The organism is Sphingomonas sp. GW821-FHT10C01 (genome assembly GCF_059415525.1).
The window spans coordinates 1,423,632-1,439,690 of the sequence record NZ_JBWKNK010000001.1; the positions used below are offsets into that span (position 1 = coordinate 1,423,632).

A 16,059-nucleotide genomic window follows, 5' to 3' on the forward strand; every position below is an offset into this window, starting at 1 on the left:
CGCCACAGGCGCGACGGGGAGGCGACAACCACGCGACAGTGACGCGCCACCCAAGCGACGGGCTTGCGCGGCAACGCGACAGGTTGGCGACAGGTGCGCGACACAGGCGCGCCAGGGAGGCTTCGTTCATATTGGAGTCGGGAGAGGCCAGCTGGTGTTCCACCGATCAGGATAGATCAGATCAATTCCAACATTGGAAGGCTTGGGTCACGCATCACCTGGGTGTGGTTGACCCAAGATACGCCGGAGCCCGCTTGCCCGCCGGGGGATCAAGCACGAAGCGCGGGTAGGAGAGGATCAGGCCGGTATTGGGGAGCTTCATGCTCTGCACCCCACCGGATTGCCGGGTCCGCGCCGCGCCTCCGGTCCCAGCCAGCGTGCCGAACCCGTAATCGCGGACCACGTTGCTGAACAGCACAGCGGACGAATAGGTCAGCGGCCCGATCATGACCGTGACCTTGCCGGTATAATGAAGTGGTTCGTCGACGACCGGATCGGTTGCCGACTCAATCGCGCCAGTCGTCACCGTACCGGAGCGCTCGCGCTTCCTGTAACTGGCCCCCTGTTTGTAGGCGCGCGTGGCGATGTAGCGAAGGATGCCGTCCTTCCACATATCATCGTCACCCCCGCCATTGGCGCTGACATCTATCACGAGGCTTGTCGTCGATGCGGCCTTCATCCGGGCGAAGCAGTCACGGGTGAAGTCGAGGAAGCGGCTCTTATCCTCCCAGAGGAACGACGCGACCGTCAGTCGCGCGGCGCCGCCCGTGTCGATGCGGCATTCGAACAGGCGCTCGAAGCTGCCGTCCCGTTGAAGGATGGCCGGAAGCACGCGGCCGGCCGGAAAGCGCCGGGGCTTTCTCGCTCCATCCAGCGTCAGGTCGTAGGTGGCTGGTGTTCCGTAAAGCTTGGAAGATAGAAACCACCACCGCTGCGCCAGCAAGGCCGTGCGGAATGCCGGGGTGTCGCCATGGGCGCGCGCGAGAAGCAGTCGCGCGATCGAGCGCGCGTCCCGACCGTTGATATGCGTGATCCGTCGCCCGGCCATCGGCGTTACCGATCCGCCAAGCGCCGCGGTGATGATCGGATATCCCCGGGAATCGAGCTCGATCTCGAACGGGAAGAAGCCCGTGCCCTGGCGGATCGCCTCCGCGCTCCGTGCTCGCCAGTCGGGTAAGCCGATAAACAGGTGGCCATCGGCAAATACCGGGTTGAGCTGTGCCAGCGCCGCCCATGCTTCGGCCTGATTCATCGGGTGGTCCAGCTGCCGCCGCACCTTCCTTGCCGCGCGTTCGAGCCTGGTCTTGGTCACCGAATGGGCCAGGTCCGGATGCTGGCGCTCGACGGTGTCCAGGATGAAGCGCAGATCCGCCTGCAGTGCGTCAGGCTCAATCGTCCGCGCGCCGGCGGCGCTGGTGGAGAGGGGGAGTAACGCGAAGGCGAGGGGGACGAGCAGCTTCCTGAAAGACAATGGCGATCTGCCGCTACCCTCGATCAACAGCATCGCAGCGTCTTCCCTCATGCGAGTCGTTGAAATATATGATCAGAATTTCAACAGGAGTCCATATCGATGCGCGATGCTCTGGACCGCCGAGCCGTTTACGATTCCGCGCAGGTCCGTCTTCTCAGTTCACCCGTCCGGCAGGAGCTGGTCGATACCTTGGCCGCGCTTGGTGGGGAGGCGGGGGTGGCCGATCTGGCGGAGCAGCTCGGGCGACCCGCGGATGGCCTCTATTATCATTTGCGCGCGCTTATCGCGGGTGGGTTGGTCGAGGAGAGCCCCGACGAGAAAGGCGGCGAGCGTCGGTATCGCCTTGCAGGCGAGGGAAGTATGCCGCTCCGCCTTGCCTATGATCTGAATCCCGGCGGCAATGCGGAGCAGCTGCGCGCCTTTGCGCACGGGATGCTGCAGATTGCGGGACGGGACTTCGAGGGCGCGCTGGCACGCGGCGACGCCGTAGTCGCTGGCGCCAGAAGAGAGCTTTGGGCCTCACGTAACAAGGGCTGGCTCAGTCCGGCAGACGTGACGGAAGTCAATGTGCTGCTCGAGCGGCTAAGCGAGTTGACCAGTCAGTCACGCGCCGATGGTCGTGAGCTTCTTGCGAGCCTCGCCTTTGTCCTCGCGCCGATCGATGCGCGGCCGAAGCGGCGGGTATCGCCAAGGCGGACGGATCGGCCAAGCTAGATCACGACCGAACCGCGTCGACGCGGACAGCCGATCACCACGGCAGCCGGGCGAGGCTGATCCGGGCGGTGTGGCGGGTCTTGGCCATGACCGCCGATCGGCGCGGGCGCTTGCGATCGCTCACGGGCGGGGGCTGGCGAAACTCGCGGTCATCGGCAGCCCGTCGACAGGATCGCGGGCGGATTGCCCAAAGCGCAGCGACGACTCGTCGGTCGAGGTCGTGATGGCCCGCAAGAATGACCCGTCTCGCCATGTAATTATGGAAAAGAATCCCATGACTAAGACGGTTGCGAGTCGCAATTGCGATTGAGGTATTCTTAGCATGATCAGAGATGTATTTTCTACAATAAGAGCAATTTTGTACGATACGGGAATCATAATAGTTGGATAACAAATTGTTATCCATTCTTATGCATGATGTGGCGATCATATTATGATTGTAATGGCGGAAATACATGATCAAGAAACTGTATCTGCTGGTTCGTGTATTATGAAGAGATTCGATGCATAGTATCGTGGATGATCATCATACTTCATGTGTTGGAGAATATTATCGCAACGTGAGCCATGTGATCATCGTATGTCGATACGTCGATAGTCATTTGCGATGAGGATGAAGATCGCTTTTCATCCATTATGGATGAATCTGTATTAGCGTTGTTGAATAGTTCGGAGATGAGTCGAAATCCTATTGGATTAATCTGTCGCACATTGGGGATTAGATATGGAAAAACGTATCGAAGTCGCGCCTCGTAAAGCCGGAGCTGTCGAAGCTCATGTTGTGCAACAGAAAAATGCGACGATTCCTATCAATGATGCTGCGAGTATCAAGGTAATTGCTGCGCGCAGTGAGCTTGCTGGAATGGTTCGCGAAGGCGATGACCTTGTCCTGAGCTTTACGGACGGAACGACGGTACGGTTGGATGGCTATTTTAGCTGCCCTTCGCAATCCATCTCCGATGTGATCTTTGTCGAGCCGGGAGAAGGTGGCCAATGGCGTGCCGCATTGAGCGAAAATTCCTGCCACCTTTCTACGGACGGTAGCATCGAGGCGCTTGCCTATTCGTTCGAACCGTTGTCGAGCAACGCCGCGGCGGGCGGACTGAGCGGCGGGATGCTTGCCGGCCTGGGCGCGCTGCTTGTTGGAGGGGGTGTGGCGGCCGCTGCGGGCGGCGGCGGCGGTGGAGGCGGCTCCAACCCGAGCGCTCCCCCGGCTGATACGACGCCTCCTGGGGCTCCGACTGTCGCACCGACCAACGGCCGGGTGTTGACGGGCACGGCCGAGGCGGGTGCCACCGTTCGCATCGACGTGAATGGTGACGGAACGATCGACGGTACGACCACGGCCAATGCGTCGGGGAACTGGACCTTCACACCGACAACCGCGCTTGCAAATGGCGTGACGGTGCGGGTGACGGCAGCTGACGCCGCCGGCAACGTCTCTCCGCCGACATCCGTCATCGTGGATGCCGCGGCACCGGCCGCGCCCGTCATCAATCCAACCAACGGAACGGTGATCAACGGCACGGCTGAGGCCGGGGCGACGGTTCGCCTGGACCTCAACAATGACGGCAATGTCGATGCCACGGTAACGGCAAACGCGGCAGGGAGCTGGACCTATACCCCCGCGACACCCGTTGCCAACGGCACCACGGTGACGGCAACGGCGGCTGATGCGGTCGGCAATGTCTCGCCTCCGGCGAGCACGGTCGTCGATAGCCTTGCGCCGCCCGCCCCGACGATCAACCCCAGTCGCGGAGACGTGCTGACCGGTACGGCCGAAGCAGACGCGACCGTCAGGCTCGATCTGGACGGTGATGGCGACGTCGATGCAACCGTCACCGCGAACGGCTCCGGCAACTGGAGCTATACGCCGGCCAGCCCGATTCCGAATGGTACGACGGTGATCGCAACGGCGGCCGATGCCGTTGGCAATGTATCGCCTCCCGCCAGCAGAGTGATCGATTCCCTGGCGCCGGCGGTTCCGACGATCGGCGATGTCGCCGACAATGTCGGCGCTATCCTTGGCAGCGTGAGCAATGGCGGCTTCACCGACGATACCACCCCGACGCTGTCGGGGACGGGTGCCGAGGCCAACACCATGATCACGGTCTATGACAACGGGACCGCGATCGGCACGACGACGGCCAATGGCACAGGGGCGTGGAGCTTCACACCGGCGGCGGCGCTCAGCGCGGGCGCGCATAGCTTCACCATTTCGGCGACCGACGCCACGGGCAATGCCAGCGCGCAATCGGCGGCCTATGTGGTCACCATAGATGTCAGCGCCCCCACGGTTCCGGCGATCGGCGATGTCACCGACAATGCCGGGCTGGTTCTGGGGACGGTGGTGAATGGCGGGGTGACCGATGATGCCACCCCGACGCTATCGGGCATCGGCGCCGAGGCGAATGCCACGATCACGGTCTATGACCATGGTACCGTGATCGGGACGGCGACGGCCAATGGCGCAGGGGCATGGAGCTTCACGCCGAGTACGCCTCTGGGCACGGGGACGCACAGCTTCACGATCACGGCGAGCGACGCAGCCGGCAATGCCAGCGCGCAGTCGGCTGCCTATGTCGTCACCGTCGATACCCTGTCGCCCACCGTGCCGGTGATCGGCGATGTCGTGGATAGTGTCGGGCCGATCCTGGGCTCGGTGCTGAACGGCGGTTCGACCGATGACACCTTGCCGACGCTGTCGGGCATCGGCGCCGAGGCCAATGCCACGATCACGGTCTATGACAATGGTACAACGATCGGGACGGCAGCCGCCAATGGCGTCGGTACATGGAGCTTCACCCCCAGCACGGCGCTGGGCGCTGGAGCACACAGCTTCACGATCACGGCGACCGACGCGGCGGGCAATGCCAGTGCGCAATCGGCGGCCTATGCGATCACCATCGACCTCGGCGCCCCTGCCATTCCCGTGATTGGATCGATCACCGACAATGTCGGGTTGGTTCTGGGAGCAGTGCTGAACGGCGGGGTGACCGACGATACCACCCCGACATTGTCGGGCACGGGTGCGGAGGCGAATGCGACGATCACCGTCTACAACAACGGGACCGCGATCGGGACGACGACGGCGGATGGCGCCGGGGCATGGAGCTTCACTCCAGCGGCGCTGGGCGCTGGAGCGCATAGCTTTACCATCTCGGCCACCGATGCCGCGGGCAATGCCAGTGGGCAGTCGGCGGCCTATGCGATCACCATCGACCTCAGCGCCCCCACGGTTCCGGCGATCGGCGATGTCACCGACAATGCCGGGCTAGTTCTGGGGACGGTGCTCAATGGCGGCGTGACCGACGACGCCACCCCGACGCTGTCGGGTACGGGTGCGGAGGCCAATGCCACGATCACGGTCTACGACAACGGCACCGCGATCGGGACGACGACGGCGGATGGGGCCGGTGCGTGGAGCTTCACCCCGGCGGCGGCGCTGGGCACGGGCGCGCATAGCTTCACGATCACGGCGAGCGACGCAGCCGGCAATGCCAGCGCGCAGTCGGCTGCCTATGTCGTCACCGTCGATACGTCCGCGCCGGTTGTGCCGACGATCGGCGATATCGTTGACAATGCCGGGGCAATTCTAGGCACGGTGCTGAACGGCGGCTCCACTGACGATACCACCCCGACGCTGTCGGGCACGGGTGCCGAGGCCAACGCCACGATCACGGTCTACGACAACGGCACCGCGATCGGGACGACGACGGCGGATGGGGCCGGTGCGTGGAGCTTCACCCCGGCGGCGGCGCTGGGCGCGGGCGCGCATAGCTTCACCGTCTCGGCCACCGACGCCGCGGGCAATGCCAGTGCGCAGTCGGCGGCCTATGCGATCACCATCGACACGTCCGCGCCGGCTGTGCCGACGATCGGCGATATCATCGACAATGTCGGGTCGATCCTTGGCACGGTGCTGAACGGCGGGGTGACCGACGATACCACCCCGACATTGTCGGGCACAGGCGCCGAGGCCAACGCGACGATCACGGTCTACGACAACGGCACCGCGATCGGGACGACGACGGCGGATGGGGCCGGGGCGTGGAGCTTCACGCCTTCGGCTGCACTGGGTGCGGGCGCGCATAGCTTCACCATTTCGGCCACCGATGCCGCGGGCAATGCCAGTGGGCAGTCGGCGGCCTATGCGATCACCATCGACACGTCTGCGCCGGCTGTGCCGACGATCGGCGATATTGTTGACAATGTCGGGGCGATCCTTGGCACGGTGCTCAATGGCGGCGTGACCGACGATACCACCCCGACGCTGTCGGGTACGGGTGCGGAGGCCAATGCCACGATCACGGTCTACGACAACGGCACCGCGATCGGGACGACGACGGCGGATGGGGCCGGTGCGTGGAGCTTCACCCCGGCGGCGGCGCTGGGCACGGGCGCGCATAGCTTCACCGTCTCGGCCACCGACGCCGCGGGCAACGCCAGTGCGCAGTCGGCTGCCTATGTCGTCACGGTCGATACGTCCGCGCCGGTCGTACCGACGATCGGCGATATCGTTGACAATGTCGGGGCAATTCTAGGCACGGTGCTGAACGGCGGCTCCACCGACGATACCACCCCGACCCTGTCGGGCACGGGTGCCGAGGCCAACGCCACGATCACGGTCTATGACAACGGGACCGCGATCGGCACGACGACGGCGGATGGCGCCGGTGCGTGGAGCTTCACGCCGGCGGCGGCGCTGGGCGCGGGCGCGCATAGCTTCACCGTCTCGGCCACCGACGCCGCGGGCAACGCCAGTGCGCAATCGGCGGCCTATGTCGTCACCGTCGACGTCAGCGCCCCTGCCATTCCGGTGATCGGATCGATCGCCGACAATGTCGGGTTGGTTCTGGGAGCAGTGCTGAACGGCGGCTCCACCGACGATACCATCCCGACCCTGTCGGGCACGGGTGCCGAGGCCAACGCCACGATCACCGTCTACGACAATGGGACGGCGATCGGAACGACGACGGCGGATGGTGCTGGGGCCTGGAGCTTTACGCCTTCGGCCGCATTGGGTGCGGGCGCGCATAGCTTCACCATCTCGGCCACCGACGCCGCGGGCAATGCCAGTGCGCAGTCGGCGGCCTATGTCGTCACCATCGACCTCAGCGCCCCCGCCATTCCGGTAATCGGATCGATTGCGGACAATGTCGGGTTGGTTCTGGGAACGGTGCTCAACGGTGGCGTGACCGACGATACCACGCCGACCCTGTCGGGTACCGGTGCCGAGGCCAATGCCACGATCACCGTCTACAACAACGGCACCGCGATCGGCACGACGATGGCGGATGGCGCGGGCGCGTGGAGCTTCACGCCTTCGGTCGCGCTGGGCGCCGGGGCGCATAGCTTCACCATCTCGGCGACCGACGCGGCGGGCAATGCCAGTGCGCAATCGGCGGCCTATGCGATCACCATCGACGTCAGCGCGCCTGCCATTCCGGTGATCGGATCGATCACCGATAATGTCGGGTTGGTCCTCGGAGCGGTGCTCAATGGCGGCGTGACCGACGACACCACCCCGACCCTATCGGGCACGGGTGCCGAGGCTAACGCGACGATCACGGTCTACAACAACGGGACCGCGATCGGCACGACAACGGCGGATGGGGCGGGGGCATGGAGCTTCACCCCGGCGGCGCTGGGCGCTGGAGCGCATAGCTTTACCATCTCGGCCACCGATGCCGCGGGCAATGCCAGTGGGCAGTCGGCTGCTTATGCGATCACCATCGATGTCAGCGCGCCTGCAATACCGGTGATCGGATCGATCGCCGATAATGTCGGATCGGTTCTCGGAGCAGTGCTGAACGGCGGCTCCACCGACGACACCACGCCGACCCTGTCGGGCACGGGTGCCGAGGCCAACGCCACGATCACCGTCTACGACAATGGGACGGCGATCGGAACGACGACGGCGGATGGTGCTGGGGCCTGGAGCTTTACGCCTTCGGCCGCATTGGGTGCGGGCGCGCATAGCTTCACCATCTCGGCCACCGATGCCGCGGGCAATGCCAGTGGGCAGTCGGCGGCCTATGCGATCACCATCGATGTCAGCGCGCCTGCAATACCGGTGATCGGATCAATCACAGACAATGTCGGGTTGGTTCTGGGAGCGGTGCTCAATGGCGGCGTGACCGACGACACCACCCCGACACTGACGGGGACGGGTGCCGAGGCGAATGCCACGATCACCGTCTACAACAACGGCACCGCGATCGGCACGACAACGGCGGATGGGGCGGGGGCTTGGAGCTTTACGCCTTCGGCCGCATTGGGTGCGGGGGCGCATAGCTTCACCATTTCGGCCACCGATGCCGCGGGCAATGCCAGCGCGCAATCGGCGGCTTATGCGATCACCATCGACGTCAGCGCGCCTGCGATACCGGTGATCGGATCGATCACCGACAATGTCGGGGCGATCCTGGGGACGGTGCTGACCGGTGGCGTGACCGACGATACCACGCCGACGCTGTCGGGCACGGGGGCCGAGGCCAACGCGACAATCACCATCTACGATAATGGGACGGCGATCGGTACCACTACCGCTGACGGCGCTGGGGCGTGGAGCTTTACGCCCGCAGCGGCGCTGGCGGCAATCGCGCACAGCTTCACCATCACCGCGACCGACGCGGCGGGCAATGCCAGCGCGCAATCCGCTGCCTATGTCGTCACCATCGACACCAGCCTGCCGGCGGTGCCGACGATCGGCGATATCACGGACAATGTCGGATCGATCCTTGGCAGCGTGAGCAATGGTGGCTTCACCGACGATACCACGCCGACACTGACGGGGACGGGTGCCGAGGCGAATGCGACGATCACCGTCTACGACAATGGTAGTGCGATTGGCACGACAACGGCGGATGGGGCCGGCGCCTGGAGCTTTACGCCCAGCGCGGCGCTGGCGGCGATCGCGCACAGCTTCACGATCACCGCCACCGATGCGGCTGGCAACAGCAGCGCGCAATCGGCCGCCTATGTCGTCACGATCGATGTCAGCGCACCGGCGGTTCCGGTGATCGGTTCGGTCATCGACAATGTCGGGGTGATCCTGGGCACGATACTGGACGGCGGTGCCACCGACGACACGTTGCCTCAATTGCAGGGCACGGGCGCCGAGGCGAATGCGACGATCACCGTCTATGACAATGGCACCGCGATCGGGACGACGACCGCCAATGGTGCCGGGGCCTGGAGCTTCACGCCGTCCGCGCCGTTGAGTTCGGCGGTTCACAGCTTCACCATCACCGCGACCGATGCCGCGGGTAACAGCAGCGTCCAATCGGCCAGCTACACCATCACGATCGATGCGATCCCGCCGGCGGCACCCGCGATCGTCAGCGTGACCGACAATATCGGCAGCATCATCGGCAGCGTCGCCAATGGCGGCTTTACCGATGACACCATTCCGGTGCTTGCGGGAACCGGCGCCCAGGCCAACGGGCTGGTGCGGGTGTTCGACAATGGCGTGCTGATCGGGACGACGACCGCCAATGGCGTCGGCGCCTGGAGCTTCACGCCGGGCGCGCCGCTAACCGAAACCAGTCACAGCTTCACCGTCACTACCCGCGATCCGGTGGGCAACGAAAGCGTGCCATCGGCGGCGCATGTCATCACCGTCGATCTCACCGCCCCGACCGCGACGATCGCGATCACCGGCATTTCGGATGATACCGGCACGCTGGGCGACTGGCAGACCGACGACACGTCCCCCACGATCAGCGGGACGTTGAGTGCCGCGCTCGGCGCCAATGAGCGCGTCGAGATCAGCCTGGATGGCGGTGCGACCTGGGCGCAGGCGACTGCTTCGGGGACGAGCTGGTTCCACGGTCCCGGAACCATCGGGCTGGGCGCGCACAATATCAGCGTGCGCGTGATCGATGCCGCGGGCAATCTGGGTAGTACCGCGAGCCAGGCAATCACGATCACAAACGTCAATGTCGGGCCGATCGTTCAGGCGACCGGCGCGTCATTGCTGGGGCTGATCAGTGCGGAAGCGCTCGGATTGCTCGATCTCAGCGGGCAATCGCTGGTCGCGGTCGACCCCGACGGCAATCTGCAAAGCGTCGTCGTCCGCTATGCGCCGCTGCTGGCGCTGAACCTCGGAGCCTATACACTCACCGGTTCCGCGGCACTGGCGGCGGAACTGGGGCTTGTCGTTAACATCGTAAATGATCCCGGTGTTCTGGGGATCATCGCGCCTTCATCGACCATGACCATCACCAAACTCGGTGGCGGCGTGATCGATAATCTGCAGATCAACGAATTCTTGAAGTCCGTGCATTTCAATCAGGATCTCACCCTGGTCGGCTTGCAGGTACTCAACTCGACCACGATCACCGCCACCGACTCCAACGGTCTTACCGCCGTCGGAGCGACGGGCACGCTGCTCGACCTCAGTCTGATCAATCTCAACGGCAATCCGACGCTGCTGGAAGGCACGAACGGTGCCAACACGCTCAACGGCTCCGCGCTCAGCGAACGCATCTACGGCTATGACGGTAACGACGTCCTTCATGGTGGCGGCGGTACCGACCTGATCCGAGGCGGCGCGGGTGCCGACGAAATCTACGGCGACGGCGGCAACGACGTGCTGATCTTCGATGCGGCGGATGTCATCATCGACGGCGGCACCGGAACCGACATTCTGTTGATGGACAGCGGGACAGGTCTAGTGGCGACGATCGATGCGGCTACCAATATCCGCAATATCGAACAAATCCATCTTGGCAGTGGCGATGCCGGCCGCAGCATCAGCATCAATGAAGCCGGTGTGCTGGCCGCCACCGACAGCAATCGCCAGCTGATCGTGAGCGGTGAGAGTAATGACAGCGTCACGCTGACGGGCGCGGTCTTCCAGGGCCAGACACTCATCAACAATCACGCATACAACCAATATGTGCTTGGAACGACAACGGTCCTTGTTGAGGATGCTGTTGCCGTTTCGGTTATTTGAAGCTGGACAGTGACGCGTAAAATTATCACTCTCTGCCAATGAAAAACGAACACCCGGTTCTCTTTCGGCCATATGTCGCAAGAGTATCGGGTGTTCCGTTATTGGGGGTTGTTCTGATCGCGGCCGGGCCGCCGATGCAAGACGTGCCGCTGCGCGAAGCAACGCCGTCCGCGCGAACGATAGCCGACGATCCCGCACCGCAATCACCGCATCGCATCGACCTGGCCGACGCCGTGGCGCTGACGCTTTCGCGCCACCCCGATATCGCGCGGGCAATGGCGACGTTGGCGCGCGGGCGCGCCGACCTGGGTGCGGCGCGCAGCGTGTGGACGCCACAAATATCCTATCATGCCAATATCGGCCCCAACATGCTCTCAGGGAAGAGCGGTTCGGGACTCAACGACAACATGGCGGGGCCCAGCCTGACGCTGAACCAGCTGGTGTGGGATTTCGGCCGTTCGAAGGGTGAGATCGGCTATGCTGCCTCGACCGAGAAACAGCGCGGCTTCGAGCTCGAAGCGGTCGCCGACGAGCTGGCGGAGCGCGGCGCGGTCTCGTTTCTCGACGTCAAACGATTCGAACTGCTGGCGCTTGAAACCCAGAAACATGTTCGCTCGCTGGAGCGGCTGCGCGGGCTTATCGGGCTGCGGGTCAATGCCGGGATTTCGGACAGGTCCGATCTGCTGCTCGCCGATGTTCGGGTGGAAAGCGCGCGTGGCGACGAGATTCGCGCACGTTCCTCGCTCACGGTCGCGAAGGTCGCGCTCGCCAATCTGATCGGCGGGATCGCGGAAAGCTATGCGGACCCAGGGCCGGTCATCGACGCCTTCGCGGAGCGCGAGGCCGAACCCGATTTCGAGCAATTGCCGGTGATCGCCGCCGCTGGGCAGGCCGAGAAGGCCGCCGCCGCGCGCATCGGCCAGGCGCGGGCCGAACGCTATCCGCGGCTGGGGGTGCAACTTGGCTATACCCGCAACAATTACACCTATAATTCGCGCGACAACGGCTTCACCGCGATGATGACGGTGACGGGCGACCTCTATCGCCGCAGCAATCGCTATACCGTGCGCGCCGCAGAAGAAGAGCGTCGCGCCGCCGAAGCGGTCAAGCAATCCGCGGTACTCGAGGCACGCGGGCGTGCGCTGACGGCGCGGGAGGAAATCCGCGGCGGCTATCAACGGATCGACGCCTATCGCCATCAGGAGCAACAGGCGGTGTCGGCGAGCCGGATCTTCTTCGAGGAGTATAAGCTCGGCAAGCGCAGCCTGACCGACCTGCTCAATGCCGAGCTCGAAATCTATCGCGCCGCCAGCGCGCGGATCGGCGCCGAGTATGACATTATGACGGCGCGCGTGCGCTATGAGACGGTCCATGGCAAATTGCGGCAATCGCTAGGCCTTCCGTCCGCCCTGAAGGAGGGGGCAGATGGTGGCGGGTGACGTGGACCAGTCCGTACCCCACTGGGGCGCCGCGCTGGTAACGCTCGCCGGGCTGAAGGGCGTCAAGATCACCGAGGCGGAACTCGCCGGCCGCTTGGCCTGGGGCGATCCCGCCGAAACCATGGACGCCCGGCTTATCGCCGCCGCCCGCTCAGCGGGATTGAAGCTCGATATCGTGCCGGCGGCGATCGACGACATTCCCGACATGATGCTCCCCGCCATCTTCGCGATGCGCGACGGCACCGTCGCGATCGTGCTTGGCCGCAGCGCGGATAGCGTCGAGATCATCCTGCCGCGGCTGCTCGACAATAGCCCCGTGCAGCAGCCGCTTGCCGAATTTCGCGAAAGGGCGAGCGGGCGCGTCGGCTTTGTCGAGCCGCTCTCGACCAAGACGCGCGACGCGCGGATCGAGGCATTTCTGCGCAAGCCGGCCAAGAGCTGGCTGCGCGACGCGATCATCGGTCATCGCGGCGGTTATCGCGATATCATGCTCGCGTCGCTGTTCGGCAACCTGCTGACCTTCGGCACGTCGCTGTTCGCGATGCAGGTCTGGGACCGCGTGATTCCCGCGCAATCGATCCCCACGCTTTGGGTACTCGCGCTGGGTACCGGGATCGCGCTGTTGCTCGAGCTGTTGCTGCGCACCGCCCGCGTGGCGATCGTCGATCGCATCGGACGCGAAGCCGATATGGCGATCTCGGCGCGGGTCTTCGCGCGCGCGCTCGACATCCGCAATGACGCCCGCCCGCGCTCCACGGGCGCCCTGATCGCGCAGCTGCGCGACATCGAGCAAATCCGCGAACTGCTGACCTCGACCACGATCGCCGCGATCGTCGACCTCCCGTTCATCATCCTGTTTCTCATTCTGTTCACGATGCTCGCGGGACCGCTGACCTTTGTGTTGGTCGCCGCCGCGTTGTTGATCGCGTTGCCCGGATTGCTGCTGCAACGGCCGCTGGCCAAGCTCGCGAAGGAAGGCATGCGCGAAGGCGCGCTGCGCAATGCCATCCTCGTCGAATCGATCGAACGCATCGAGGAGATCAAGGCGACCCAGTCCGAAGCGCGCTTCCAGTCGCTGTGGGAGCGCTTCAGCGATACCGGAACGCGTATCGGCGCCAGCCAGCGCTTCCTGTCCTCCCTGTTCGTGAACTGGACGCAGACGCTTCAGCAGCTCGCCTATACCGCGGTCGTCGTCGTGGGTGCTTTCCAGGTGATGGATGGCGATATGACGATGGGTGCGCTCATCGCATGCTCGATCCTCACCAGCCGCGCGCTCGTCCTGTTCATCCCTTTCGGCCAGATTTTCACGCGCTGGCAGAATGCGAAGATCGCGATCGCGGCGCTCGACGATCTCTTTGACAAGCCGGTCGACCATGATCCGGATCAGGGGCTGCTCCGTCGGACCGTTCTGCGTGGAAACTATGAGTTGGAGGGGATCAGCTTCGCTTATGATGCCGAATCCGCGCCGGTGCTTCGTGTCGACCGGCTGACGATCCGCGCGGGTGAGCGCGTCGCGCTGCTCGGCCGGATTGGTGCGGGGAAATCCACGCTGCTTCGCCTTCTTGCCGGTATGGCACAGCCCAGCAGCGGGCGTCTGCTCCTCGACGGCACGAGCATGGGCCTGATCAGTCCCGCCGATATCCGCCGCGAGGCGGCCTATCTGGGGCAGGGCGCGCAGCTGTTTCTTGGCACGATCCGTGAAAATCTGCTGGTCGGCACCCCGGCCGCTCGCGACGAGGACCTGTTGGCGGCGCTGGCGGTCAGCGGCGGCCTGCCGCTGGTGCAAAGCCAGGCGCATGGCTTTGACCTGATGCTGCAGGAAGGCGGCGCCGGGCTTTCCGGAGGGCAGCGCCAGACGTTGCTGCTTGCGCGCACGCTATTGCGCAACGGCAATATTCTGCTGCTCGACGAACCATCGGCGCCGCTCGACGAATTGAGCGAGCGCGGTCTTGTCCAGCAGCTTGGCCGGTGGCTGGGTGGGCGGACCTTGATTGTCACCACCAATCGGCCCGGCCTGCTCGAGCTCGTCGACCGTATCGTGGTGATCGACCATGGCCGGATCGCGCTCGACGGCCCCAAGGCCAAGGTGCTCGCCGCGCTGTCGGGCGGAGGGGGTGGCGTGGCCGCCGACAAGTTGCAGGGCCAATCGGCATGATGCCCTTCGCTCGCCGCAAGACCGCCGAGCCTGCCTTGCCTAAGGCGTCCGGTAGCTATGACGATGGCTGGCTGATCCGTTTCGAGAAGCTCCGGATCATCCCGATCATCTCGATCGGCGTGGTCGCGCTCTTGCTCTGGGCCTATTTCGGCACGCTGGACGAGGTCACGATCGGTGCGGGCAAGGTGACGCCAACCTCGCGATCGCAGGTGATCCAGAGTCTTGAGGGCGGGATCGTCGACGGCATCTTCGTCCATGAAGGCGACATTGTTCAACCGCGCCAGAAGCTTGCGACGCTCGATCGGGCGCGTTTCAGCTCGACACTGGGTGAGGCCGAAGCCAAGGCGCGAACATTGGAGGCCGCCGCCGCGCGCCTGGAAGCCGAAATCAGCGGCGGTACCCCGCAGTTCAGCGAAGCGGTACGCCAGACTCCGGGGCTGATGGCGCGGGAGCTCAAGTTGCTCGGCTCGCGCCGCGAGAATCTTCAGGTCGCCACCGCCAGCCTGCGGCAGTCGCTCACGCTGGTCCGGCGCGAACTGGCGATGACCGCGCCACTCGTCGAACTGGGCGCGGCGAACAATGTCGAAGTGATCCGCCTCCAGCGGCAAGAGAATGAACTTCAGGCCAAGCTCGATTCCCTGCGCAACCAGTTCGTGATCGACGCCAATGCCGATTACGCGAAGGCAAAATCGGAACTGGAGGTCGTCAACCAGGTGATGAGCGGTCGCCGCGATCAGCTGAACCGCACGACGATCGCCTCCCCGGTGCGCGGGATCGTCAAGAATCTGGAGGTCTCGACGATCGGCGGCGTCATTCAGCCAGGCGGGGCGCTGATGGAAATCGTGCCGCTCGGCGATGAACTGTTGATCGAGGCTCGTGTCAGTCCTCGGGACATCGCGTTCATCCGTCCCGGCCTGCCCGCGACGATCAAGATCACCGCCTATGATCCCTCAATCTATGGCGCGCTCGCGGGCACGGTCGATCGGATTTCGCCGGATACGCTGCAGGACGATGTGCACCGCGATCAGGTCTATTACCGCGTCTTCATCCGCACCAAGCGCGCGACGCTGCGCACCAAGGACGGCCGCGATCATGCGATCATGCCCGGCATGGTCGCCACGGTCGAGATCCGTACCGGCCGCAAGACCGTGCTCGATTACCTGCTCAAGCCGATCAACAAGGCGCAGGAGGCGATGCGCGAACGCTAGAAGACAGAGGGTGGTGGAAGCCGCTCAATGCCACAGCCGTGCGATCATGCGCAGGCGTCGACCCTTGGGTCGGTCAGTTCGAAGCGATGGCCGGCAACGGTCGAGAGGAA

Annotated in this window: 6 protein-coding genes; 5 read left to right on the plus strand and 1 reads right to left on the minus strand. The window is 64.4% G+C overall.

Features of this window, described 5'->3' with window-relative positions:
- Positions 1–214 precede the first annotated feature (214 nt).
- A complete protein-coding gene (locus tag AC07M1_RS07070; protein ID WP_495161843.1) occupies positions 215–1,504 on the minus strand; it encodes a S41 family peptidase in 1,290 nt (429 codons plus the stop codon).
- A 66-nt stretch (positions 1,505–1,570) separates the two neighbouring features.
- On the opposite strand from AC07M1_RS07070, the gene AC07M1_RS07075 reads away from it, so the two are divergent.
- The 5 genes from AC07M1_RS07075 to AC07M1_RS07095 all read left to right on the plus strand — a co-directional run bounded on the left by AC07M1_RS07075 (position 1,571) and on the right by AC07M1_RS07095 (position 15,949).
- A complete protein-coding gene (locus AC07M1_RS07075) occupies positions 1,571–2,185 on the plus strand; it encodes an ArsR/SmtB family transcription factor (protein WP_495161844.1) in 615 nt (204 codons plus the stop codon).
- A gap of 724 nt (positions 2,186–2,909) precedes the next feature.
- Positions 2,910–11,147, plus strand: coding sequence for an Ig-like domain-containing protein (locus AC07M1_RS07080; RefSeq protein WP_495161845.1), 8,238 nt, complete (start codon positions 2,910–2,912; stop codon positions 11,145–11,147).
- Between the two features lie 134 nt (positions 11,148–11,281).
- A complete protein-coding gene (locus AC07M1_RS07085) occupies positions 11,282–12,586 on the plus strand; it encodes a TolC family protein (protein ID WP_495161846.1) in 1,305 nt (434 codons plus the stop codon).
- Positions 12,573–14,741, plus strand: coding sequence for a type I secretion system permease/ATPase (locus tag AC07M1_RS07090; protein WP_495161847.1), 2,169 nt, complete (start codon positions 12,573–12,575; stop codon positions 14,739–14,741). Before AC07M1_RS07085 ends, AC07M1_RS07090 begins: the two co-directional genes overlap by 14 nt.
- Positions 14,738–15,949, plus strand: a complete 1,212-nt coding sequence (locus AC07M1_RS07095; protein ID WP_495161848.1) for an HlyD family type I secretion periplasmic adaptor subunit — start codon at positions 14,738–14,740, stop codon at positions 15,947–15,949. The genes AC07M1_RS07090 and AC07M1_RS07095 overlap by 4 nt, the downstream gene beginning before the upstream one ends.
- Positions 15,950–16,059 lie beyond the last annotated feature (110 nt).

Bases quoted from the DNA above. Each gene is read 5' to 3' on its own strand.
- AC07M1_RS07070 (WP_495161843.1), bottom strand. From the start codon at position 1,504: ATGCTGTTGATCGAGGGTAGCGGCAGATCGCCATTGTCTTTCAGGAAG.
- AC07M1_RS07075 (WP_495161844.1), top strand. From the start codon at position 1,571: ATGCGCGATGCTCTGGACCGCCGAGCCGTTTACGATTCCGCGCAGGTC.
- AC07M1_RS07080 (WP_495161845.1), top strand. From the start codon at position 2,910: ATGGAAAAACGTATCGAAGTCGCGCCTCGTAAAGCCGGAGCTGTCGAA.
- AC07M1_RS07085 (WP_495161846.1), top strand. From the start codon at position 11,282: ATGCAAGACGTGCCGCTGCGCGAAGCAACGCCGTCCGCGCGAACGATA.
- AC07M1_RS07090 (WP_495161847.1), top strand. From the start codon at position 12,573: ATGGTGGCGGGTGACGTGGACCAGTCCGTACCCCACTGGGGCGCCGCG.
- AC07M1_RS07095 (WP_495161848.1), top strand. From the start codon at position 14,738: ATGATGCCCTTCGCTCGCCGCAAGACCGCCGAGCCTGCCTTGCCTAAG.